This window comes from Lysinibacillus sp. EB106-09-02-XG168 (genome assembly GCF_058791475.1).
Genome location: NZ_JBYTDN010000003.1, coordinates 2,796,315 through 2,819,577 on the forward strand (window position 1 = coordinate 2,796,315; position 23,263 = coordinate 2,819,577).

20 protein-coding genes, 3 pseudogenes and 1 riboswitch are annotated in these 23,263 nt (G+C 32.9%); of the genes and pseudogenes, 4 read left to right on the plus strand and 19 right to left on the minus strand.

The window, feature by feature from the left end:
- Positions 1–28: 28 nt before the first annotated feature.
- Together AC3WSO_RS14520 and AC3WSO_RS14525 are read left to right on the plus strand one after the other, a co-directional pair.
- Positions 29–1,177 carry a DHHW family protein gene (locus AC3WSO_RS14520; protein WP_492531739.1) on the plus strand — a complete coding sequence of 383 codons (1,149 nt, stop codon included), beginning with the start codon at positions 29–31 and terminating at the stop codon, positions 1,175–1,177.
- A 4-nt stretch (positions 1,178–1,181) separates the two neighbouring features.
- Positions 1,182–1,679 (plus strand): DUF4358 domain-containing protein, encoded by a 498-nt coding sequence (locus tag AC3WSO_RS14525; protein ID WP_492531741.1) that lies wholly within the window; start codon positions 1,182–1,184, stop codon positions 1,677–1,679.
- Between the two features lie 838 nt (positions 1,680–2,517).
- Here AC3WSO_RS14525 and AC3WSO_RS14530 read toward each other — a convergent pair.
- The 19 genes and pseudogenes from AC3WSO_RS14530 to AC3WSO_RS14620 all read right to left on the minus strand — a co-directional run bounded on the left by AC3WSO_RS14530 (position 2,518) and on the right by AC3WSO_RS14620 (position 19,642).
- Positions 2,518–3,141: a DUF2268 domain-containing putative Zn-dependent protease gene (locus AC3WSO_RS14530; RefSeq protein WP_492534372.1), complete on the minus strand. Its 624-nt coding sequence runs from the start codon at positions 3,139–3,141 to the stop codon at positions 2,518–2,520.
- Positions 3,141–3,425 (minus strand): hypothetical protein, encoded by a 285-nt coding sequence (locus tag AC3WSO_RS14535; RefSeq protein WP_492531743.1) that lies wholly within the window; start codon positions 3,423–3,425, stop codon positions 3,141–3,143. The genes AC3WSO_RS14530 and AC3WSO_RS14535 overlap by 1 nt, the downstream gene beginning before the upstream one ends.
- 195 nt (positions 3,426–3,620) lie before the next feature.
- Entirely contained in the window at positions 3,621–4,304 is a 684-nt protein-coding gene (locus AC3WSO_RS14540) for an N-acetylmuramoyl-L-alanine amidase family protein (RefSeq protein ID WP_492531745.1), read from the minus strand.
- Positions 4,305–4,425: 121 nt separating this feature from the next.
- Positions 4,426–6,222: a sensor histidine kinase gene (locus AC3WSO_RS14545; protein ID WP_492531747.1), complete on the minus strand. Its 1,797-nt coding sequence runs from the start codon at positions 6,220–6,222 to the stop codon at positions 4,426–4,428.
- Positions 6,219–6,902: a response regulator transcription factor gene (locus AC3WSO_RS14550; RefSeq protein ID WP_492531749.1), complete on the minus strand. Its 684-nt coding sequence runs from the start codon at positions 6,900–6,902 to the stop codon at positions 6,219–6,221. Before AC3WSO_RS14550 ends, AC3WSO_RS14545 begins: the two co-directional genes overlap by 4 nt.
- A gap of 501 nt (positions 6,903–7,403) precedes the next feature.
- On the minus strand, positions 7,404–7,793 hold the full coding sequence (locus tag AC3WSO_RS14555) for a spore coat protein (RefSeq protein WP_492531751.1): 390 nt from the start codon (positions 7,791–7,793) through the stop codon (positions 7,404–7,406).
- A gap of 404 nt (positions 7,794–8,197) precedes the next feature.
- Positions 8,198–9,190, minus strand: a complete 993-nt coding sequence (add, locus tag AC3WSO_RS14560) for an adenosine deaminase (RefSeq protein WP_492531753.1) — start codon at positions 9,188–9,190, stop codon at positions 8,198–8,200.
- A gap of 65 nt (positions 9,191–9,255) precedes the next feature.
- A riboswitch (purine riboswitch) is annotated at positions 9,256–9,354 on the minus strand.
- Between the two features lie 189 nt (positions 9,355–9,543).
- A pseudogene (locus tag AC3WSO_RS14565) lies at positions 9,544–9,812 on the minus strand (IS1595 family transposase); the annotation flags it as partial.
- Positions 9,813–10,061: 249 nt separating this feature from the next.
- Positions 10,062–10,445: a hypothetical protein gene (locus AC3WSO_RS14570; protein ID WP_492531755.1), complete on the minus strand. Its 384-nt coding sequence runs from the start codon at positions 10,443–10,445 to the stop codon at positions 10,062–10,064.
- A 259-nt stretch (positions 10,446–10,704) separates the two neighbouring features.
- Positions 10,705–12,786: a serine hydrolase domain-containing protein gene (locus AC3WSO_RS14575; protein ID WP_492531757.1), complete on the minus strand. Its 2,082-nt coding sequence runs from the start codon at positions 12,784–12,786 to the stop codon at positions 10,705–10,707.
- Positions 12,787–13,119: 333 nt separating this feature from the next.
- Positions 13,120–13,698: an NPCBM/NEW2 domain-containing protein gene (locus tag AC3WSO_RS14580; RefSeq protein WP_492531759.1), complete on the minus strand. Its 579-nt coding sequence runs from the start codon at positions 13,696–13,698 to the stop codon at positions 13,120–13,122.
- A 321-nt stretch (positions 13,699–14,019) separates the two neighbouring features.
- Positions 14,020–14,298 (minus strand): annotated as a pseudogene (locus AC3WSO_RS14585) (MFS transporter); the annotation flags it as partial.
- Between the two features lie 590 nt (positions 14,299–14,888).
- Positions 14,889–15,479, minus strand: coding sequence for a VanZ family protein (locus tag AC3WSO_RS14590; protein WP_492531761.1), 591 nt, complete (start codon positions 15,477–15,479; stop codon positions 14,889–14,891).
- A gap of 249 nt (positions 15,480–15,728) precedes the next feature.
- Complete coding sequence (locus AC3WSO_RS14595; protein WP_492531762.1) at positions 15,729–16,178, minus strand: hypothetical protein; 450 nt, start codon at positions 16,176–16,178, stop codon at positions 15,729–15,731.
- A gap of 141 nt (positions 16,179–16,319) precedes the next feature.
- Positions 16,320–16,931: a zf-HC2 domain-containing protein gene (locus AC3WSO_RS14600; protein WP_492531764.1), complete on the minus strand. Its 612-nt coding sequence runs from the start codon at positions 16,929–16,931 to the stop codon at positions 16,320–16,322.
- A 41-nt stretch (positions 16,932–16,972) separates the two neighbouring features.
- Complete coding sequence (locus AC3WSO_RS14605; protein WP_492531766.1) at positions 16,973–17,092, minus strand: zf-HC2 domain-containing protein; 120 nt, start codon at positions 17,090–17,092, stop codon at positions 16,973–16,975.
- The gene (locus AC3WSO_RS14610) at positions 17,082–17,567 is read right to left on the minus strand and encodes an RNA polymerase sigma factor (protein ID WP_492531768.1); all 486 of its coding nucleotides are present in this window, start codon (positions 17,565–17,567) and stop codon (positions 17,082–17,084) included. Before AC3WSO_RS14610 ends, AC3WSO_RS14605 begins: the two co-directional genes overlap by 11 nt.
- Before the next feature lie 352 nt (positions 17,568–17,919).
- Complete coding sequence (locus tag AC3WSO_RS14615) at positions 17,920–18,453, minus strand: hypothetical protein (protein ID WP_492531770.1); 534 nt, start codon at positions 18,451–18,453, stop codon at positions 17,920–17,922.
- Between the two features lie 224 nt (positions 18,454–18,677).
- Positions 18,678–19,642: pseudogene (locus tag AC3WSO_RS14620) on the minus strand (IS1595 family transposase).
- Between the two features lie 834 nt (positions 19,643–20,476).
- Here AC3WSO_RS14620 and AC3WSO_RS14625 point away from each other — a divergent pair.
- Positions 20,477–20,950 carry a DUF2975 domain-containing protein gene (locus tag AC3WSO_RS14625; RefSeq protein ID WP_492531772.1) on the plus strand — a complete coding sequence of 158 codons (474 nt, stop codon included), beginning with the start codon at positions 20,477–20,479 and terminating at the stop codon, positions 20,948–20,950.
- 971 nt (positions 20,951–21,921) lie between these two features.
- A complete protein-coding gene (locus AC3WSO_RS14630; RefSeq protein ID WP_492527757.1) occupies positions 21,922–23,133 on the plus strand; it encodes an IS110 family RNA-guided transposase in 1,212 nt (403 codons plus the stop codon).
- Positions 23,134–23,263 lie beyond the last annotated feature (130 nt).

The following is a 23,263-nucleotide window of genomic DNA, read 5'->3' on the forward strand; positions in this document are numbered from 1 at the left end:
TCATTTTTAGTTGAAAGAGGTGAGTTACTTGAAGACTTATGAAAAAATATACAAACGTTTAATGGCATGTTTGTTGACGTTGTTTATAGGTGGAATGTTCACTATTAATTTATTAACTCCAAACAAATCATTTTCAGATTCAGAAAATAGAAACTTAGAACAGTTACCCGCGTTCTCTATTCAAAATCTTTTAGATAAAAAATTCACTCCTAACTTTGAAAAATATATTTCCGACCAATTTGCATTTAGAGAATTTTGGATAAGTATGAAATCTGATATAGACCGCACAATCGGAAAGAAAGAAAATAACGGAGTGTATATCGGTAAAAATGGCTTTTTATTTCAAAAATTTACTAAACCTGAAGATCAAGATGTGAAAAATAAAATTGAAGCAATCAATAATTTTCATCTTGAAAATCCAAATGTGCAAAAGCACGTAATGTTGGTACCTACGGCAATTAGTATTTTAGAAAATAAACTTCCTAATTATGTTTCACGAGTTGATGAGGATACGTATATTGATAAAGTAAAGAAATCCTTGGATAATGAAATTAATTTTATTGATGTATATCCTATATTGAGTTCAAAAAAGAATGAATATATATTTTATAAAACCGACCATCATTGGACTACTAAAGGCGCATATTATGCCTACCTAGAGTTGAGTAAAAATATGAAATTTACTCCTATCCAAAAAGAGTCATTCAACATAAAAAAAATTACGAATAGTTTCTATGGTTCACTATATTCCAAAGCAGGTTTTAGACATATAGATTCGGATAGCATTGAATTATATGAGCCTAAGGAATCTATACAATACAAAGTGGAGTATGTCGATGAAGCTAAAACTTCTCAATCGCTTTATGAGATGAAGAACATCAAGAAAAAAGATAAATATACTGTCTTTTTCAACGGAAATCATCCATTCGTGAAGATAACAACTGAAAATATGAATGGAAAAAAAATATTAGTTGTAAAAGATTCTTATGCAAATGCCTTACTTCCCTTTTTACTATCACATTTTAGTGAAATTCATATAATTGATCTTAGATACTATACCGATAACCTAAATATGTTCATACAAAAAAACAAAATCGATGAAATGCTACTACTTTACAATGCAAATACTTTCTTTGAGGATTCATCTATAACTGATTTAAACGACAAGGAGAATTAAACCTATGAGAAATAAAATAAAACCTTTTAATATAAAATCTGTTATTACTATTTTTGTTTGCACAATTACACTAGTAGTTTTAAGTGGCTGTTCTGGAAAACAAGAGACACATGATAATCCTTCCGCTATAGAAATAGGAAAACAAATAAAACAAACTACAAATATAGAAGAAATGAAAGAAGGAGATCATAAAAAACTTCAAAAGTTATACAATATAAATGCTGATGAAGTGGAAAGTTTTGTTCTTTTTCCTGCCCCTACAAACATTAAAGCTGATGAAATTGCTGTGATTAAAGTGAAAGATATGAAAAATGTAGACAACATGAAAGAGAAGATTTCAAAAAGAATCGAAAAAAAATCAAAAAGCTTTAAAGATTATTTACCAGAAGAATATTACCTAATAGAAACACATGTATTGAAAACAAAAGATAACTATCTTCTCTTAGCAATTTCAAAAGACTCTGATGAAATAGAAAAAACATTTGATAAAGCCCTTAAATAACTAAAATAGAGAGTGTTCCCCACTCTCTATTTTTTATTTGTATTAAACTACAACGAATGTATTTAAATGCTTATATAGCCATTCACTTTTACTTCTTTTACTATACTTCCCTAATCACTTGAGTTCTTTTTTAATCGTCTACTTTTAATGGTATTTCTTCTATCCATCAGTATCAAAGGCGTAGATTTGTAATAAAGTTTGATTAAATTAACTTTATCAATCTATATTTCAGAACAATCTAAAGAGCACGTTTAATCAAAACATATTCTTATTTAATATGGAAGATTAATTTATTTATAAAAGATTGATTATTTTTGAACCCCTTATTGCTCTAAAGCTCCTCGTTATTGCAATAAGAAACTTAGTATAGGCGGTGATAACAATAATAATGGTGCAATTGAAATCAGCCATTTTGTGAATGTTTTTGGGAGTTTGTCATTAACATCTCCTTTATACCATCCACTAAATTGTAGTTTATTTCGATATAATACAGTAAATATAATTAAAATTGAGATTACCATCATAATTCCATAAGTATTCGAATATTTCATCCCTAATTTTCGGTAGATATAAACAATAATATTCCCTGAAATCAAATAAAAGATTATGAGTAAAAAAAAATTCTATGAATTCTAATAGTACCCTCACTACATTCACTCTCCAAGCATTTATTTATTATTTAATTTACCACATATATCCTCAATACGTTTAACTATCCTGTACCGTTAGTTTAAGTAGAAAAAGGCTCTACTCCTCATTGAAGTAAAGCGCGTTGCCCGTTAACTTAACAATTCATTGTATGAGTTATAAATGAAGTTAACGTCAAACTTAAAAATTATCAATCGAAAAATTTAGAGACTCTTATTATTTCTTCAGTAGGAGTCAGTGTCGCTTCGGCAATACTCTTGCTACTGTTGGCTAAGTATTGCTTAATCAAGTGGTAACCAATCGTATAACCTGCATTCGCTGATAAACCAACAGGACTGCACCCTTGTTTCTTAGCAACCTCATCACCAAACATATAAGCTGAAACTTCTCCAAAACCTTTCGTCTTCCGTCCTTCTTTTATCACTTCGACTGAGTATTCCATCTCTTCTTTATCAAAATCTACAATCCAAGGTCCTATCAATTCTTTCCCATACATTTCTTCAGCAAAACATTCGGCTAAACCTTCCAATACTAAATATTCTTCTACAGTCACGTCACCATGATTAAATGGTTCAAATGTAAAACGAACATTATGATTAAACTCGTGTGCTAAAGCTGATTTTAATCGTTTCTTATTAAAGTCATTTGGAACAACCATTAGTATAATATATCCTGGTATACCACCAAAACCTGAATATCCTTTATTTACTTTCATTTCTTGACTATCTTCATCCCCTAAAAGAATATTTACGACGATTTCTTCTAGCGGAATAGAATAACCTATCTTTTCAAATTCATCAATTCCTTTTGAAATTACTTCCTGATAGTTTCAAAAATCTTTGACTCTATAAGTTCTGGCAAATTATCCTTAACCTGTTGAATAGATTTTCTTGGAGTCCAAATCCCTAACATCTCTGATGCCATTACAATATCGTATCCATTAGATTGTGTTGCTTTTAACGGTACATTTAGATAATCCCACATTGTTTTCATTGGTTGCATCAATTCATATCGGAATGAATCTTCATTACCATTTCCTACTAAACACTTATCATAGAATACTAAGCTATTGATTAAGTTGATTTTTATTATTTCCACATTATCTCCTCCTTTTCTGATAGCTTAGTCCTTTACGTGATGTCAATGTAAAGCTTTTAATACTTTATATTGATTTTTATCGTTAAATGAAAAACAAACATCTTACTAAGAGTCCCGTTAGTAAATTCAACATACAAAAATACAATTCCCTCTGATTAAGTAATAGAAAGAATTGTATTTTCAATTTATTTTTTGTTAACTAGTAAAATACTCAATAATGCCATCAACAATACCTTGTTGTGTTTTAGCTTGGAATTCTGCTGAATTCATTCTTCTTTCATCATCCTCATTCGATGTAAATCCTAACTCAATTAAAATTGCTGGCGAAGAGTTTTCCCTTAAAACAAGAAAATCACTACCTTGGACACCTCTATCACGAGTATCTATCTTTTTACTAAAAATAGATCTTTGTACGATTTCAGCTAATTGCTTGTCTTTTCTTTTATTAACTCCATAATGAGTTGTTATTCCTTTAACATTTGTATCCTCAAAAGCATCATGATGAATGCTAATATATAGATCCGCTGAATGGTCTTTCGCTACTTTGACACGTGCTTGTAATACTTCTTTTTGATCAGTTTCTGGAAGTAAACTAGTATCCTCTTCACGTGTTAAAATAACTTTTGCATCCGTTCTATCTTCTATCTCTTTTTTTATATTTTGAGCTACTTTTAAATTTAGGTCTTTTTCAATTGTTCCTAGGAGCTTTCCTGTAGTCCCTCTATCTCTTCCACCATGCCCAGGATCAATGACAATCGTTTTTCCACTCAAGCGGAAATCCTCTTGTGATATATTTTTCTGTCCTTTAGCACCTACTAAACTAAAGCCTGTGCCTACTATTAACATAATCATTAAAAACAATATCGCTCTTTTGTTCATTTCAACTATCTCCTATCAGCTTTCAACTCATTTTCTAATGAAAATATTAATGAATACTGATAAAGATAAAATGCAGATAAGATCGATTTTGTTTAAAATTAAAAACGTGTAGAACTTAAATCTACACGTTTTTATTTAAATAGAAGTAAAATAATACGCCATCTTTAGTATTTGATACACCATATTGTACGCCATGTAATTCTAAAATATTTTTAGAAATAGCAAGCCCTAATCCTGTCCCACCTTTGGAACGTTGACGGGAAGTATCACCCCTATAAAAACGACCCCATATTTTCTCTAAATGTTCTGGAGCAATATGTGCCCCTTTGTTTTCTACACATACCTTTACGCGTTCTTCTTCTTCAATAGTTGAAATAATAATATTTTCTTTTTCTGGCGTATAACGAATAGCATTGGTAATAAAGTTCGTAATTACCTGTTCAATTCTATTGTGATTTGCAACTACTTCAATTTTAGAAAGATATTTATGGACATGCAATTGCTTATTAGTTATGTCTAAAGCTACTTGCTCGTATACATACTCTATAATCTCATCAATATAGAATACATCCATTTCCATTTTATACGTACCGGACTCAAATTTTGCTAGCTCCAGCATATCAATGATAAGCGTATCCATCTTTTCTACTTCTTTTGACATTGCCTTAAAGTAATAATCTTTTTTATTGCTAGCGACTCCGTCTTCCAAAATTGAAATACAGCTTTTCATGATACTTAAAGGCGTTTTTAATTCATGTGAAACACCAGCAATAAACTCTTTACGCGTATTTTCTAATTGTTTTTCTTTCTCAATATCTTCCTGTAGCTGAATAATATACGAATGCAAAGTTTTTGAAAGCGTATTAATATTGTGCGATAAATTGCCAATTTCGTCATTCGTAGTAATAGGTATCATTTCCGAAAAATCTAAATCCGCAATTTTTTTTGTCGTATTATTTATTTGTAACAATGGTTTAGCAATTTTTTTGGAGTAGTAGAATGATACTAAAACAATAAGAAGCAATACAAATATAATTAAATATACATAATAATCTTGTATCATCTGTACAGCTTCATCAACTGGTTGTAATGATGTCATAGCAAAAATATAATTTATATTACCATTCGAATCTTTTATCGGTTTAATGATTATTTTATATTTAACACCATTCTCTTCATAATCCATTATTTCTTTAGAATCAAACTTAGTATGATTGTCATTCATAATTAAATTCACTTGAAATTGTTTTATCCTGTTAATCAACACACGATTGGCATAAATAAAATTTGTTCCTACAATTCCCTGTGGTAGTGGTAGTTGTACTTTCTTAATACTACCTACTACATATATTTGTGAGTCTGTTTTTGGTGTAGGTTCTGCAGTTTGTTTTCCATATAACATTTCTGATAGTTGCTTATTTTCTAGAGCAACATTATTATTTTCAACTGTTAAAATTGCTGGAACAATTGTTTCACCTTTTTGTACGCCATCAATAGTAATTCGATTACCCTGCTCTAAAAGAAAAGCCGTTCGATGTATATCTTCTATATCGATAAAACTATACAATGGGATATGAATGACACGATTAGAAAAATTCTTGTTTTTAGAAGGATCTAATTGTATTTCTAAAGAAAAATCATTTGCAGTTTTAATATTTCCTATACTATCTAATGTTGTAATCCATGATGTATTTTCTTGGTAAAAATTTTGTTCCAACGCTTGAATTGTTTTTGAATCATTCTCGGCCTTTACATATGCTTTTTCAAAAGACTCAATACTTGTTTTGATTTCATTGACCTTTCTATTCGCATAATATTGCTTAAAAAAAAGGGTTTGTCCAATAAAAATAGTAACTAAAATAAGTGTACATAATGCTGTTGTTAGCAAAAATAATTTGAATACAATTCCTTTTTTCATACATTCCCCTCAAATTTATATCCAGCCCTGACAACAGTTACAATACAAGTTGCTTTATGTCCTAATTTATGACGCAAATTACGGATATGACTGTTGACTGTACGATCATCCCCAGCAAATTCATAACCCCAAATTTTAATTATTAATTGTTCTCTCGTAATAATAATCCCTTGATTTTGCATTAAATACGTTAATATTTCAAATTCGGTATGTGTTAGTGTAATAGTTTCTCCATCTACAGTTACTGTACGTGAGGGAAAATGTACATAGATGCCACTACTGGATAATGTATCTTCATTTGATTCATTTGCTGAAGAATATCGACTTTCAATTAATCGTTTCGCTCTTGCTAATAAAATTGGTGGACTATAGGGCTTCGTAACATAATCATCTGCCCCTAGCTCAAAACCAAGTAATGTATCATCCTCATCTACACGAGCTGTCAACATAATGATGGGTACATTAGAAGTTTTACGAATCCTTCTACAAACAGACCATCCATCTAACTCTGGCAACATAATATCTAAAATAATTAAATGTACTTCGTGTTCTTCAAATATCGTTAAAGCTTCTTTTCCATCTGCTGCTTCTAACACATCATAACCTTCATTTAATAAATAATCTTTAACGATTTCACGTAAAATATCTTCGTCTTCTACAATTAAAATTGTTTTTTGCATTATTTGCTCCAATCTTTCTCTTATAATTACATTATTTTTTATTTCTATACTTTTCAATTCATAAATTTCTCTATGCATTTCTTTTAAATTCATTGTATCAAAATGAGATATAGATAAAATGAATTTAATTTTTACAAAAAATACTTAAAAAATTAGAGGTACATCGTTATGTCCAAAATATCCAGATAATAATCTGCTGTGACACTTTTAGTAATCTCTTGCCTGTAGCTATAATTTCATTGAAAAAGGTCTTGAGAATAACTTCTAATGGTTAGGAAGAGTACTTCACGCTTCCATCAGACCTCCCAGGTTAAGCGCATGCACTTTCGCACCTTCTACCCGCCTCATTTATTCGAAATGACCTTGGACAGAAAGGACTTGGTATCGAATGATTCCTAGAACTCTATTAGATTCGGATGCCGGGCGCACACAAAAAAAACAAGCACCCAATAAAATTGGACGCTTGTTTTTCATACCCATACATAAAAAAAGCAATAACAATTAGTTAATGAAATCTTGAGGAATACATTCACGAACACCTGAATTTCTCAAGGAGTTAAATAAAGCTGCACCGATTCTTAATAAAACATTGGTATCAGTACCATTCTCTAAATCATAAATTACGTAGTATGCATTATCAACTGTAAAAATACATTTTCGTTCTAATTCAAATCCAGGTGGTACAATTGGAAGATTAATAACCGGTCGAATCACAGGTGTATCTCCTTCATCTCTAATAAAATTGAAAGTTTGTTGGTCAATCTCATAGATATTAACTGGATCAATCTCCACACCTTTTTCTGGAATTGTAATTTCATCTTCAACTAATAGGAAAAATCGTTCGTTTCGAAAATTGAAAAGACTTCTCGAGCCAATTTCAAATGATGCCATTTTATATTCACCTCCTCTTCATATATTAAGTTTATTCATATCGAATAAAGTTGTTTGGACGAAAAGGAAGGTGGTGTGAAGAATAGACATTATTATATTATCAATACTTATAATACTCCTGGTTGTTCGTGGGATTTTATCACAGGAATTACTATTACGAGCGACGGAAGATACATAGAACCTAGATGAAATCCTATAACAATTCCAACCTCTGATAAACCGTGTATGTACTAGTATCTCTTTTGATTAGAATTAAAAAGTTATTTAATTTTACTCAAAAAGATAAGAGCCTTGCTACAAATTGTAAGTAGCAAAGCTCTTTATGTTGTTTCATTTAAATTAATAATTATTTATTCCTTAACAATATGTTCGAGTTTTGGGATAGTTTGTGTTGCCAATTCTCTTTAATATTGTGCCAAGCACCATTCTTTAGTTTCTTGATCAGCAAAGGATGCTTCTACACTATTTAAATAAATTTGTCGATAATCTTCTTCACTTAGATTAAATTCGTTGTCAACTAAATAGATTTCTTTTTCCATTGTAGTATCTGATACTGTTCTGTTATCCGTATTAAATGTCACTTTTATTCCATCTTTATGAAACTTATAAATCGGATGTTCAGAATAATTATGAACGGCTTTCGTCTGGACATTACTTGTTGGACACATTTCAAGCACTACCTGTTTTTCTTTCACAATCTTATAAGCCTCGGCGCAATCTTTAATAAATACTCCGTGCCCTATTCTTTCAGCACCGAGCAGTTCAACAGCATCTAAAACGTTTTTACCAATTCCTGTTTCACCGGCATGAATAGTAACTCTGTAGCCATATTTTTTAGCTAATGCGATTGGATCAACGAATTTTTCACAAAAGCCTTCTTCTTCGGATGCACATAGGTCAATTGCCACTACACCATTTCCAAGGAACTTTTTCCCCTTTTCAACTACTTCAAATGCGCTTTCTACAGACATTGTCCTCATGCAGGACAAGATTATATTTCCCTTTATTTCGTAGCGGCTTTCAGCGTCCCTCATCCCCTCTATAACAGATTGAATAACTTCTTCAACATCAAGACCTTGTAATATGTGAAGTAACGGGGCAAATCTAACTTCTAAATATTTAACATTTTCTCTTGTTGCATCCTCAAATAGCTCAAAAGTAATTCTTCTAAGGTTCTCCTTGGACTGCATGACCATATTAGGAAGAGAAAACCTTTTTAAATACTCATCAAGGGATTCACATTCTAACGGAGCAATTAGCTCCTTTTGCAGTTCGTCCTTATCAAAAGAGGGTAACTGAATACCTTCCTTCTGAGCAATATCGATAATAGTTTCACCCCTTAGGCTTCCATCCAAATGACAGTGAAGTTCAATTTTTGGCAATGCTAAAAAGTTCATTTTTGTCCTCCTGAAATAAAGTTTTAGATTAAAATACAAAAAAATTCCTGACTACAAAGAAAATACAAGTTTTGTACTTTCTTCGTAATCAGGAATTTCGGTTCCTGGTAGAGACCCCCAAACCATATTATTGGGGTTATACGGAATTTTATTTTTTTAAATGATAATAAAAAAATATTAGGTTGTCAACATGGTTCCTAACCTTTTCTTTAAAAAAAGCATATTCTACAATAAAAATTTGCAGTCAGTAGCCATTTGGATTTTTTTGTTATTAACGAACATTGAACCATCGGCTCTATCCGATTTTCAAATGCTAAGTTTTTATGTAACTCAAGCCACCGATTCTACTAGTGGTAATTATCCAAATAATACGTACCCACGCCTTGAAATCGTTCCATGCACCCTTTCAAGCGGTGATGAGTGTTATTAACATGTTGTATATGGATTATCCCCTTTTTTTACTCGTTGATTTTGATTAAGATTAACTGTTTCGTATTTAAGATTTTTTTATTGCGAATTTTCACAATCGGTAGTTGTATCCATGCCATAACAAAGAAGAATGTGCTATATAATTCCCGATAACCGCATCAATTTCATCTGCTTTTACACGACCTCTACCTACCATCCTAGCAGTATCTGTAGATTTACCACTACGCATCAACACTATGGGATCTACAGCTGCAGTAGGTTATTCTCCGTTTTTTCTCATAATTAAAAGCTGAACTAATTTGTTTGAATTAGTTCAGCACAAAAATAATGTATTATAATGTAACATTTTATTAAGGGGACCCATGCATTTAAAATACTACTTTACCTATTGGCTTATAATAAAATATCTAAGATGTTTTTATTTATTAGGTAATTTGAAGTTTTAACAAGTCATAAATGTAATTTCATTTAAATCTATTGCAACCTGTTGGCCACTAGGAAGGAAACCACCTAAACTTTTTTCATCAATAGAAGTCACAAATACATTTAAAGTTCTTCCGTCTCTTAACTTCATATTAGCCCATTTTTGAATACATCCACCAGTTTGTTGTGGAGGATATGGTGGGTATGGTGGTGGATATAGTGGGTACTGTGGCGGATATGGTGGATATGGTGGGTACGGTTGTGGTTGTATCGAGCCTGGACTTATAAAGGGTTGTATTGAACCTGGACTTATTTGACGTGGCTGTGGCTGTATTGAACCTGGACTTATTTGACGTGGCTGTGGTTGGGTTGAACCTGGACTTCGCCGATATGGTTGAGTCATGAACACACACTCCCTTATTAACCTAAATTTTTAATCTAAATTAACTTATGTAAAATATCTAGATATGTATCCGCTATTATCTCTAATACAATCTTAAAAATCCCTAGATTGTTTTGTTTTAATGGCTAATAACCTATTTTTGCCGCTTTATAGTGCTTGTATGATACAACAAAAAAACGAGGTACCCCATTTATAAATGAAGTATCTCGTTTTTTTTCATGGATTTTATTAAAATTTAAACCTTAAAATTGAATTGTTGCTAGTTCAACGTGATTTCAAATTCCGAGTTCGGCACGCCAGTAAATACAACCGTACCGTCCTTCGGCATTTTTACTTTGTTATCGCCACTCACAACGGTAAAATTGACGCATACCCCCTTCTCATCATACACCGCGAACGCACTATTCTCTGGCAACGCCACGTTCATCGTTTTCCCTGCTACCGCTTGCGGGATCGTAAACCATCTCGCATGCCCATTTGTTTGTAACGTAACTTTGGATGATTTGCTTGCATCAAGCGGTTTTACGTTAGTTTCACTTACGTATAACAATCCGGACATCTCCATATATTCATTACCGCCTTCTGTATAGAAACGAGATTCCGTCGTATCACGGCCTGTCATCACAGGGATCTGGAGCTGATGCGCAGCCGTATTTGGTCCTGTAATTTTTCTGCCGTCCCAATAGCCCTCTAGACCTTCATTGCGATTAATTTGTTTTGTAAGCATCATTGGTATGAGATATTGAGCAGAACTATATTTCTCGTTTACGAGATAGAACTTGACGCCTTCCCGCTTCGCCCATGCGGCAGCGGTTTCCTTCGTTAGCACGTTGTCTTCTAGTTTCTCGGCTAAATAGTGAGTAACCACCGCTTGCCCTAAGCCAGGCGTCGATATAAATGAGCTCTCCTTCAAATATGTTCGTCTATTCTTCTCTGTGACGAAGTTGAGTTTGGAGGTACCTTTCTCATTAATAAAGCTTCCATTCGCAGTATATACATATTTCTCTTCTGGATTAGAAGGTAAGAACAGTTCCCCATTTTTCTTGATTTCTACATTGAAATGACTGAAACTATTGCCGTAAAAACCCGCTTTCTTCGCTACGTCTTGAGGCATCTCGGCCTTGACCGGCTTACCAAAAGATTTGTTCGGCTTGATATCCTTAATTATGCCCTTCTCTTTGAGCGTGACGAGCAATAATTCAGTCGCCATCAGTTGATTTGTATTGCTGCTACCGCCGGATGACAGCACAGCCACTGCCATCTTCTGTTCCGGAAGCACGACCAGTGATGCATGTTGTAGTCCCGTGTCGCCGCCTTTAGCCAAGCCCTTTATCCCATATTCACTGAATGGATATAGTTTCACACTATCCCAGCCAAGACCATAGTTGAAAATATTATCTCCATCCCCCGGCCACATTCCTTTTTTATATTCCTCTTGCTCCATCGCCTTGACTGCCTTATCAGAGAGGATTCCTTTTCCCTGCCCCATAAATAATTGTGAGAATCGAACCATATCTTCTGCTGTGGAAGAGATCCCTCCTGTACCGATTACATTCACCGATTCAGTAGGAAGCTGCCCTTGGTAAGTAGGAAAATAAAGTCCAGCCCGTTTATCGTCTTTCCATTTGTCCTGCGGCGTTTTCGTATGATTTAGCTTTAAGGGTTCTGTAAACCGTTGATGTATAAATTCGGTAAAGCTCATACCACTGACTCTTTCCACCATAATTTCGGCTAGCGTAAAGCCGTCGTTGCAGTATACCGAGAACGCGCCAGGATCCGCCTTCAAGTGCTGATTGGACAATTGTCGTAACAAGTTATCATGGGCATAGGTATCATTATCTTTGAATAAAAATGTGTTACCATACCCAGTACCTTGCAAGCCGGAGGAGTGGTTCAACAGCATACGTGGCGTAATGCGTTTATACCGTTCATCCTTCATCTTGAAATCAGGAACATAGTGGAAGACAGGAGCATCCAAATCGACTTTTCCTTCGTCGACCAATTTCATCACAGCTGCAGCTGCATACATTTTACTGACTGAACCAATCCCGTATAGGGTATCTTTGGTTAGTGGCTGTTTCCCTTTCATATCGTTCTTGCCTGTCTGACCCGACAAAATAAGTTTGCCATTATCAATTAACGCATACTGCACACTAGTCGTCTCATAGGACTTAGTGAGTAGCGCAGCCTTCTCTGCCGCAATCCTCTTCAGTTCTTGGCTAGCTACTTCTTGGCTAGCTACAACCGTAGTCTGACTGCTAGAAAACGCCATCGCCCCTGTTGGTAAGCTCATCGTTAACGCTAATGTAGCAGTTAACACCCCAGATAGTTTATTTTTCATAAAAAAATTGCCTCCTTAGAAAAGTGATCGATTTCATTGCTTATTTCGAACAAAGGTATCTCCTTGTTGTCCTTGTTAACCAGTATACATAAGTAAAACCAAATTAAAGGAAAAACAAAGTAAATAAAAGGTAAAATTCAATAGCAAGAACTAAACATGGATAGGCGCGCGACAGTAGTATTCCTTTTAAAATTTGAGAGTAGACTTTGCTTATAAATAAAAACTGAACTAAATATTATAAATATTAGTTCAGTTTAAAAAAATCCTATTATAATGTTCCACATTTTATTAAGCATACTAGTCTATTAAAGATATAACTTTATCTAATGACTTTTATTGAATAAACAATTTGGCATCCGCCCAGTTGGCATGATCATTGTCAATATTATCATTAGCATCAAACGCAACTAACTCAAGTGTATCTTTTCCTGCAATATTGACTTCTACATGTTCAGCTGGTTCGTTCGATTTTTTAACCGGACTTATATATAAAATTTTACCATCAGCGATTATCACAAAATTCACAGAACCATAACCCGGCGCTACTTGATCATCTATTCCTACATCAACTGTAAATTTAGTATACTGTCCATTCAAATTATACTTAATTGAACTATTTGAGTGCGATCCAATCCCTTTTTCATATTTCACACCATTAATAGATAACTGTGTTTTATAAAACGATTCGTTTTTATTATAAGAAAAATAATTAGGTGTCATTTGCTCTATATCTCCTGTAACTGAAATTGGAGTTAACTCATCACTTAATTGCACAGATACAGGTGTAGCAGCTAAAGTAGTAGTAGTACCGCTTACAAAAAATGTACAAAATGTAAGCATTAAAACCACAGCTAAACTTAATACATTAAATCGAAAACCTTTTGGATTAATAACGTGCTTTGTGTTTTTCATATCAAATCCCCTTTCGATTTTGAAATACAATCCTTATATTTACATGACAAACCAAAATTTTCAAGTTTTTTAATTGTAATTATTTTTTAAAAAAATAGAATAAAATCGGAAACATTAATCCACAGGTTGGGAAAACGCTGTCTTAAAGCAATAAGTGTTGTTTCTACAGCTTCCGTAAAACTCTTATCCATTTCACTTGCAAAATTTCTCTCAGTTGTTCTATTTTTTCTTAATTCAAAGGTAAATGTAAATCTAAATGAGACATTTGTTACATTGAAACTTTTTTAGTACCATTAAAAATTTTAGTACATATAACGTATTTCAAGCTTTTCTTGACCAAATAACAACAGGGATAAGTACTAAGGATAATAGACCTCCAGCTATAGATAATACCGCATAACTTGCATTAGCCACTACCATGCCTGAGAGAACACCACCAGAAGCTCCTGCTAGTGTAACTAAAACATCTATTTTCCCTTGCGTTTTTGCACGTGTAGAAGGCTCTGTCGAATCTACTATTTGTGCAGTACCACTAGTTAAACCAAAGTTCCAGCCTAACCCAAGTAGAGACAGAGCAACGATTAATAGAACCATAGAATCCAACCAAAAGTCGGAAAGCGAATTCCTAAGTTTTTAACCGAGGCTGTTTTCTCAAAGATTGTTGCTAATGGATTTATTCAACTAAAGCACCCCGTTCGTTTAATAAGAACAGCGACGCTTCTTCAACTAAAGTTCTTGTTAGTACGTTACCTATAGACTAAACTCTAACGGAACCTATAGACAAAGAAAAAAGACCGTCCATTGACGATCCTCTTTCTCACTAAAACGCCCGATTGCGAGGTTCATGTAAAATACTACTACGATTGCTTTGATTTATTGTATTTAAAAACATTGATTGGATCAATAAGACCAAGCACTGCAATAAATACTCCATTACCTAAATTCAACCAGTCACGAGTTGAATCAATGCCACTACTAAAATTCAAGAATATAAGTATCAAACCAAATAAAATAAAAATAAAACGAAGTACTTTTTTTATCGCATAATGTTCTCCTCCTAAACAATCTGGCTCCGTTTATGGGGCCAAGCAGATAACTTACACCCCTTGAGTCGGAGAGCCCTCTCCGTCCTGACTGCCGTGCTACCAAACTTGCGTTTGGGAACGTTTTTAGGTATATATGTGTATATTTTATTCGACAATTTTTGTTTGGTTTTTTAATTTATAAGAGTGAATATAATTTACTGCATACTTTACTAAAAATATTCCTAAGACTCCACCCAAAACATTAAATAAGAAAAAGATCATATCCTTATTACCAAAGTTGCTCATAGTAAAACCAGACCACCCAAGTAAAAGACGGGCGACATCTATTACTAAACAACTTAAAATAACAATAGAAATTGCTTTTGTGTTACTTTTTAAATCGAAAAGGAGTAATAAGAAAATCCCAAACGGTACAAATAAAATAACATTATAAAATAAAGCTGAATAACTCCAAATAGAAATATTAAAGTGCATCGTATGAAATATTCCAAACCAGTCATTCGTTGAAATAAATGTTCTATTATTGTCTGCTGGATTTTGATGAAGCGTGAATCCACCCAATTTAATTTGAACTAAGCTTATTACGTAAAAAATAGAGCTATATAACATAACTCGTTTCTTAGCACTTTTTTCTACTTTTCTAAAATAATCAAGTAATACATCAATAAAAATATATACTAACAAAATTAAGAATGCTAAGGGAACAATATTGTAAAGAACATATGTTGAATGCATAATTAACATCTCCCGTTATTTTATAGTCACTATTCATTTTACTATAGCAACTTAATGAAGGGTTAGAAATTTTCCCTATCCATAATATTGATTTCGATGTTCTTATTTCACTAAACTGCCTCGTTAGTTGAATAGCAACAATCTTTTCGAAAACAGCCTTATGTTTTTAGAGACTGACACAGCAAAAAAGCGGAATGACATACCAGGATGGCTGGATGGTCATTCCACTTTTATTATTCTAAATAAGCACTAATCGATTTCAATAGTGTAATTTCCAGTTTTTTCAACCATAGCCTGTAGAGTGTAAGTTCCCGAGAATGCTGGTATTGAACCTAGCTTAGTAGATTTCCCTGGCTTAACATAGTCACTCTCAGCAATTATGTTTTCGCTACCATCCACAATTCTAAAAACAGCTTCCCCTGGATTACCAGCCCAGTTAGTTATTGTAGGTGTGTCCCTGAAAATATTATTAGACCCAATCACGTTACCCCAAACATTCTTTGTTAAGGCAGCAGAATCTGTCCAATTAATTCTTGGTGTAATCGCAATATTATCGTTGATAGGACTTTCAATAACATCTGTGATTTCAGTCGCATCTGTATTTTCAGTCATAGCTGCTTTTTCCTGTGGTGCGCTACTTACTGCTAATGCTAGTGCAAGTGCCGCCATGGAAGATAATGCAATTTTACTAAGTTTCATAAAAAAACACCCCTATGTTTGCATGATTTGTAATAAATACTAATTATGTATTAATTATTATTATAAATCGATATTAACATTATTCTGAAATATGTGTCAGCCCGAATATATTATTAGTTTTTAGAGTTGTTCTTGATTTAGTTATGTTGCATTTATCAGATAAAGGCCATTTTTAGTTTTGAATTCAAAATAATATTTCTCATTTCTTTTTAACTGTTCCAATTTCGCACTTGTACCAGGGGATATTTCCAATTCATCTATTACAATTTTACCCTCTTCATCTTTTACTCTTAGTAATATTTCATTTGGATTGTTTGCAGCATTAGTAATTTCTTTTTTCCAAAAAACGCTATCGTATATCAAGTAATTTTGATCCTCGAAGTCCAAGCCTTCCCATTCTTCCTTACCGCCCTCAGAATCTACAACTACATTTGCACTTACCATTGGGAAAAAGAATTTATTCACTGGCCCTACTTCTTGAATAGCTAATGCACCTATAACCGTTAAAATAAAAGTTAAAAAAGTAGCTGTTACGACTTGGATTCGGCGCTTTTTATTCACTTTTTTAAAGGGCGCGATTGCATTGCTAACTTGCTCTGGTATTGGCTCGACATAATCAGTTTGCATCATTGTTAATTGGGCCTTACATTCCTTGCAACTGTGTAAATGTTCTTCAACAATTTCGATAGTATCCTCACTACAAATCCCATCAACATATGATGGCAATAAATCTTTAATAACATTACATTTCATAATGACCACCTTGTATCCTTTCTGCTAATTTTGCATTATTCTTAAATATGCCTTACATCCTTCGCATATTCTAAATGTTCTTCAACAATTTCGATAGTATCCTTACTACAAAATCCATCAATGTATAATGACAATAAATCTTTAATAACATTACAATTCATAATAATCACCCTCTATCTTTTCTGCTAAAGTAGTTTTTGCACGGTAATAAGTTACCCTAGCCCAGTTTTCACTTTTATCAAATATCTCTCCAATCTCTTTAAAGCTAAGATTAATTGATGTTCTTAGTAAAAAAATTTCACGATAAGGTTCTTTTAAAAGATGTATTTTTTTGTGTATCGAAATAAGTGTATTGCGCTTAATTACTTCGACATCTGGCCCGTCAACATTTGATGGGCTATCCAAACCCATTTGCATTATATTTTCAACACTCAAATGTTTGTTGTTTTTCTCCTTTTTTAAATGGTTGTAATATGTATGTTTTGCAATTTGACATAACCAAACGGACAACTTACAGTTACCGTTATATCGATGAATAGATTTTACTGCTTGGTAAAAGGTCTCCTGAGTTAGTTCTTCAGCTAAATCTACATTCGATGTTAAAAGAAATAAGGAATGTCTTAACTTCTTTTGCATTAGCCTTGTACATCTCGCTTAAGTCCTCCACTCTCCTCCCCCTCTCTGTTTACTTATATAGATTTGAACGGTAATTTGTCGCAAAAAAATTTAAGATAATTTTTACTGTATACTTATATATAGCTTTAAAAGGTAATTCGTTACAAAAATCTTAAAATCTTTTTAAATGGCTGTTTTCTCAAAGATTGTTGCTGTAAAACTAAAAGACAGATTTAATCTACAAAATGTGTAGGATAAATCTGTCTTTTCGGTTTGATATTTCGTGAATCGAAAATTTAACGAAAGCTCTGGTTAGTTGAAGAAAAAACTTTCATTATTTTTAAAATATTTTACTTACTTCTATGTAAAATAACTATTTTCCTCGTGGCCAAATGAAATATGAAATAGATATGATAAAATCAATTCCCAGTACTAAAGACCATACTTTTAGTGTTTCAAAAAGTTTAGAGCTACGGTCCGCATCATTTACAAGGTATATCAATATTAATAAAAATCCTGCTCCGATGATATATGCAAATAAATGCTGAAAAGACCCTTTCAAAGAATTACGAGCATATGCGAAACCAGTCTTTTTTTCAGGTTTTGTTCCCTCTTTTTTTATGTAGTATAAGAACCTTTCATCAGCCCAACGAACGATACTCTTTCCAAAAGCAATTGACACACCTAAATAGATAGCAGCAATTGCGTGAGACGTAGTTGCATTTCCACCCTTTAATAGATCCATAGCAGTTACGATTAACAGAAACAAATCAATCACGGGTGTTAGAAGTAAAAAGAACGATCCCATTTTTTTATAGTTATAAACATAACGTAAAGTTAGACCGAGTATTATAACAATCCAAAACCCAATTTCTGCTGCAATAATTGACCAAGTAATAAAATTCAATTAACCACCCCATACTTTTACTTACAAAAAATCTAGTAGTATAAAAACACACGCTTATATATTGAATATTATAAGGAGAAACAATAAAAAATTCCAACTTTTATCAAATTAACCATATTAATTCAACGAAAACCTCTTTTTGCTTCGCTAATTGAATAACAGTAAACCACTGAATCCGCTTAAAAAGCATCTGATAAATGGTGCTCTTTGCCTTTTCTTATTGCTTAAATTGTGAAATAGTTTGATTGTTGACAAGTTGAAATAAGTGCTCTACCCGATTTTCAAATGCCAAGTTTTTATGTAACTCAAGCAAACGATACCAGTAGAGGTAACTATCCAAATAATACGTACCAACGCCTTGAAATCGTTCCATCCATCCTTTCAAACGGCGATGGAAGGTATTAACGTGTTGTATGTGGAATATCCCTTTTTTTACTCGTTGATTTTGATTAAGATTAATTGTTTCGTGTTTAAGATTTTTTTCTGCTGCAAATTTTTTATAGTTGGTAGCTGTATCCGTGCATAACAAAGAAGAATAGGCTATATAATCCCCGATAACCCCATCAATTTCTTCTGCTTTCACATGACCTCTACCCACCATCCTCGCAATAATATTGTTATTTCGATCTTGTGCTACCACTACAGCAATTTTTTGATTTGAAATTCCTCGTTTTTTGGGTTTACGATGTGTAAATCTACGACCTTTTAAAGATTCACGAAAGAAAGTCTCATCACTTTCAATGATGCCAGATAATTAGTTGAAGCCGTGACTTCCTAAAGCGTTTAAAATCTTGTGTCTCCAATAAAATGCGGTAGATATATGAATTTCTAAAGAGTCTGAAATCTTCGGTAATGTAACACCGTTTATCATCATTTTAATGTATTTAATCCATTTTTCCGGATATCGCGAACCTGAAAAAGGCGTATTTGTCATATCATTAAATGTTTTTCCACAATCCTTACATAAATATCTTTGTCTTGAACGATATTTACCATTACGTTTTACAGCAGTACTTCCGCAATGAAGACAACCTAAACCAGACGAAAAACGAGACTCCTTGATCTTTGGAAGTAATTTTTCCATTTTATTTTCTTCTTTGGGATATAGGTCTTGTTTCATTGCCTTAAATAAGGCTAGTTGATCTGCTTTTCCTAATTCTCCGACTGCTTCATATACATATCTCCACATTATTGAACGCATCCTGAAAATGCATTATATTCAACCATTCAGTATTTTCAAGAGAGCAACAATCTATACGAAAACAGCCTTAACCGAAAAAGAAATTTGGAGTTAATGGATTTACAACTTGTGAAAGTTAACTTTTAAATTTTACTTACTCCTCCTTTGACTGCATTCACAAAGTAAGCACTTAAAGCCATTGATTACTCTGAAACTATCCCAAGTGTTGTTACTTAATAACCATATTATAAATAGTAATAAAATTCTTTTGTTGTTGCACTTTTGTAGTCTTTTGTCAGAAACCCAATGTCTTACCATTGAATGATCAACATCCAATTCTGTCGCTATTTGTTTTATAACTCACTCTCTTTTGATTTGGGTTATTAAAGTTATTTAATTTAAATTAAAAAGGTAAGAGCCTTACTACAATTTATAAGTAGCAAGCACTTTAAGTTGTTTCAATTTACATTCAATAATTATATATCCCTTAAAAAATGAATAATAGGTGTAATATTTCTTATTCATCAAACGCGCTGGATTGTTAAATAAACCTATACTCTTCTTTTATTCTTATACATCTGGATTTTCACTAGAGGTTTTCCTTTAACAGATTCAATGCTTTTTGAGTTGAGTCAATCAATGAGAAATCTTCTTTTGTTTTTCTTAATTTCAATGCTTCAAAAAAACATTCTTCGGCTTCATTTTGCCTCGCTAATTTCATAAGGCATTTATCTTTGTATTTTTAAAACAATAAAAATATAATAAAAAACGAAATAAATTTATTGATAATCGATAAAAACTATATTAATATCATATAATCATTACATCAGTGAGGTGCTTTAAATGAATGGTAAACTAAGTTCAACTTTTTTCTTAAAGGTTGTTGTTTTTCTTATTGGACTGGCGGTACTTGCCGTATGTATATTTTTGTTGCCTGAAGCAGCCAGAAGAGATGCTATAGTGCGTCCAGGAGATTACTCGATATATCCATTGTTAATATGTACGTATGGAGTATGCATTACGTTTTCTGTAGCTTTGTATCAAGCATATAAACTACTGTGTTATATCGATAGTAACAACGCTTTTTCCGAGTTATCCCTTAAATCCTTGAAGGTTATAAAAAAATGCGCTTTTACAATTATTTTCTTAATTTTATTAGTAATAGTTTACTTAAGGGTGTTTGCCATGTTAACGGGTGATGACCCAGCAGGTCCAATAGCACTTGGACTAATAGGGATATTAGCAACAGCTATCATCGCTGCCATTATGGACGTACTTCAAAAGCCATTAAAAAATATCATAGAAAAAAAGAAATAAAAATGTAGATGTTTGTTTTGCAGGTATAATATCTTCTTTCTCTATTAAATTAAATGGCTCTTAAATGAAAAATTGGCGCCTATTCTTTTTCAAGAATTGCGCCGATTGTTGATGATCGTTTTCAACTAAAGCTCCTAAGTATAGGAACAATAAAAAATGCAGGTTTACAGCGTTAATAAATTGTCTCTATATACAGGATATTATTCAGATAACATACGCTACAAAATCTTGAAAAGTTTTATTGTATCTATGTACCTTTGTATAAAAAGCTGTATAAACAATATTTAAAGGAAATCCAAGAAATGTTGGTTTAACAGCATTTCTTAAATTTCGGTTGCTTTCCAAACTTTCATTTAGGAACGTTATTTAAATTGTATTTTATATGTTTTATAAATCATTGTTACAATAGCGAATTAGGTTGTTCTGTTGTTATATATTTTTATTACAGTTGTTAAAATCGCAATAAAAAGAACAATAACACTATTTATTAATAAATTGAAGACTACTTGGATGCCGTAAAATATTGCAAAAGCATCACGAATAACCAAAAGTGCTAATACACCTCCGATTGACCAAAATAAAACTGCTGAAAATAATATTGTAAAAGCCAAAAAGTATAGATTTTTCTTTTTCTTCTAAAATATAAATCCAATAACATTTGCATCAATAATAAAAAAACTATAAGAATTGAGAAAAAACAATCTATTAGCTGATTTAGTTTAATAAAGAAAAACATACTAAGATTAGTAGTGCAGACCAAGGCATTGGTTCGTACTACTATTTTTTTATATAGTAGAGGTGAAGAATAGGTCGGGCAGCTCTTTGGATCTTGAATCCGTAAAAAAAACTGACCTACTTCACAACCTTATTTGAATCAGGTTTAAGTATGTTGGATCCTTTGAGATCGTGTATAAGAAATGGGAATCAATAAGGCTAATGTGAAGACTTCAAAACACATAGGGAGGGAGAACATGAAACATGTCATCGCCTTTGATATTAGTATGGGAAAGAGTTATATGGTTGTCTATAACGCGCTGAAAAAATGTCAGTTGGAAAAGGAAATTGCGCACAATCGTCCGGGATTTATGGACCTTAAAAAGTTAATTGATGACTTAATTGAAGGATATGATGAGCAACCTCATATCGTATTTGAATCTACAGGAGTCTATTCAAGAACACTGGAACGTTTCATGCAAGAGAACAACTATAGTTATTGCCTATTAAATCCCTTGGAAGCAAAACTCCAATGTGATTCCTTACGGATTCACAAAACGGACCGAAGTAATGCACATCGATTGGCACTCACACACTTTACGCACGAAAGACGGATTGAAACAGATTCCAATGATGTTTACCGTCAGTTAAAACGATTATCGAGACACTACAGCGAATTGGATGATGAATTGAGCGTCACCCGCAGTCGATTGCATAAGGTCGTCCAGGAAACATTTCCTGAACTCGAGAATATCTTCACGACCAAGTCTGAACTGTTCCTAAACGTAGTACAATTATACCCTCATCCAGATCTAGTCTTGAATCATTCAAAAACAATCATTAAAAATCGAATACTCGCAAACACAAATAAACGAATGGCAGTAAACAAAGCAGAGGAAAAAGCTGTTGAATTAATAGAGGCCGCAAAGCAATCTTACCCCGCCGCGTCTTCAACAGATGTGGTTTGTGATCAAGTTCGTGTATATGCTAAACGGTTTCAAGAGCTTCTCCTTCAGAAAGAACAATGTATCAGTAAAATGGAGTCGATAGCCGAAAGGCTTGAAGAGTATAGCATAATACGTAGTATTCCGGCTATTGGAGCTAACTCAGCTGTCAGAATCATAGCAGAAATTGGGAACATTCAGAGGTTTGACAACAACAGACAGTTGAATGCCTATACAGGTATTGATATTAGGCGGTATCAATCCGGGAAGTTTATAGCTAAAGACAAGATTAATAAACGCGGCAATAAACACCTACGTAAAATAATGTATCTAACCGTTCAGAACATGATTAGACAGCGACGATTTGGTGGAAATCACATCGTTGAGTACTACGATAAATTAAAAACGCAACCCTATAACAAATGTCATAAGGTTGCCTCCGTCGCATGTGTAAACAAGTTATTGAAAACGATCTTCTTTCTTGTCACACATAATCAAAACTACGACTACAGGTTGGCTCCCTAGTACAGTCGTAGCATCAGTTTAACATACTAAAGCCTTATGAAAAATCGAAAAATCACTAGGCTTATTCAGCATGGCCCAATTTATCAAAATAATATCAGAGAGTTAAGAAAGTTATTATAGATACTTGACT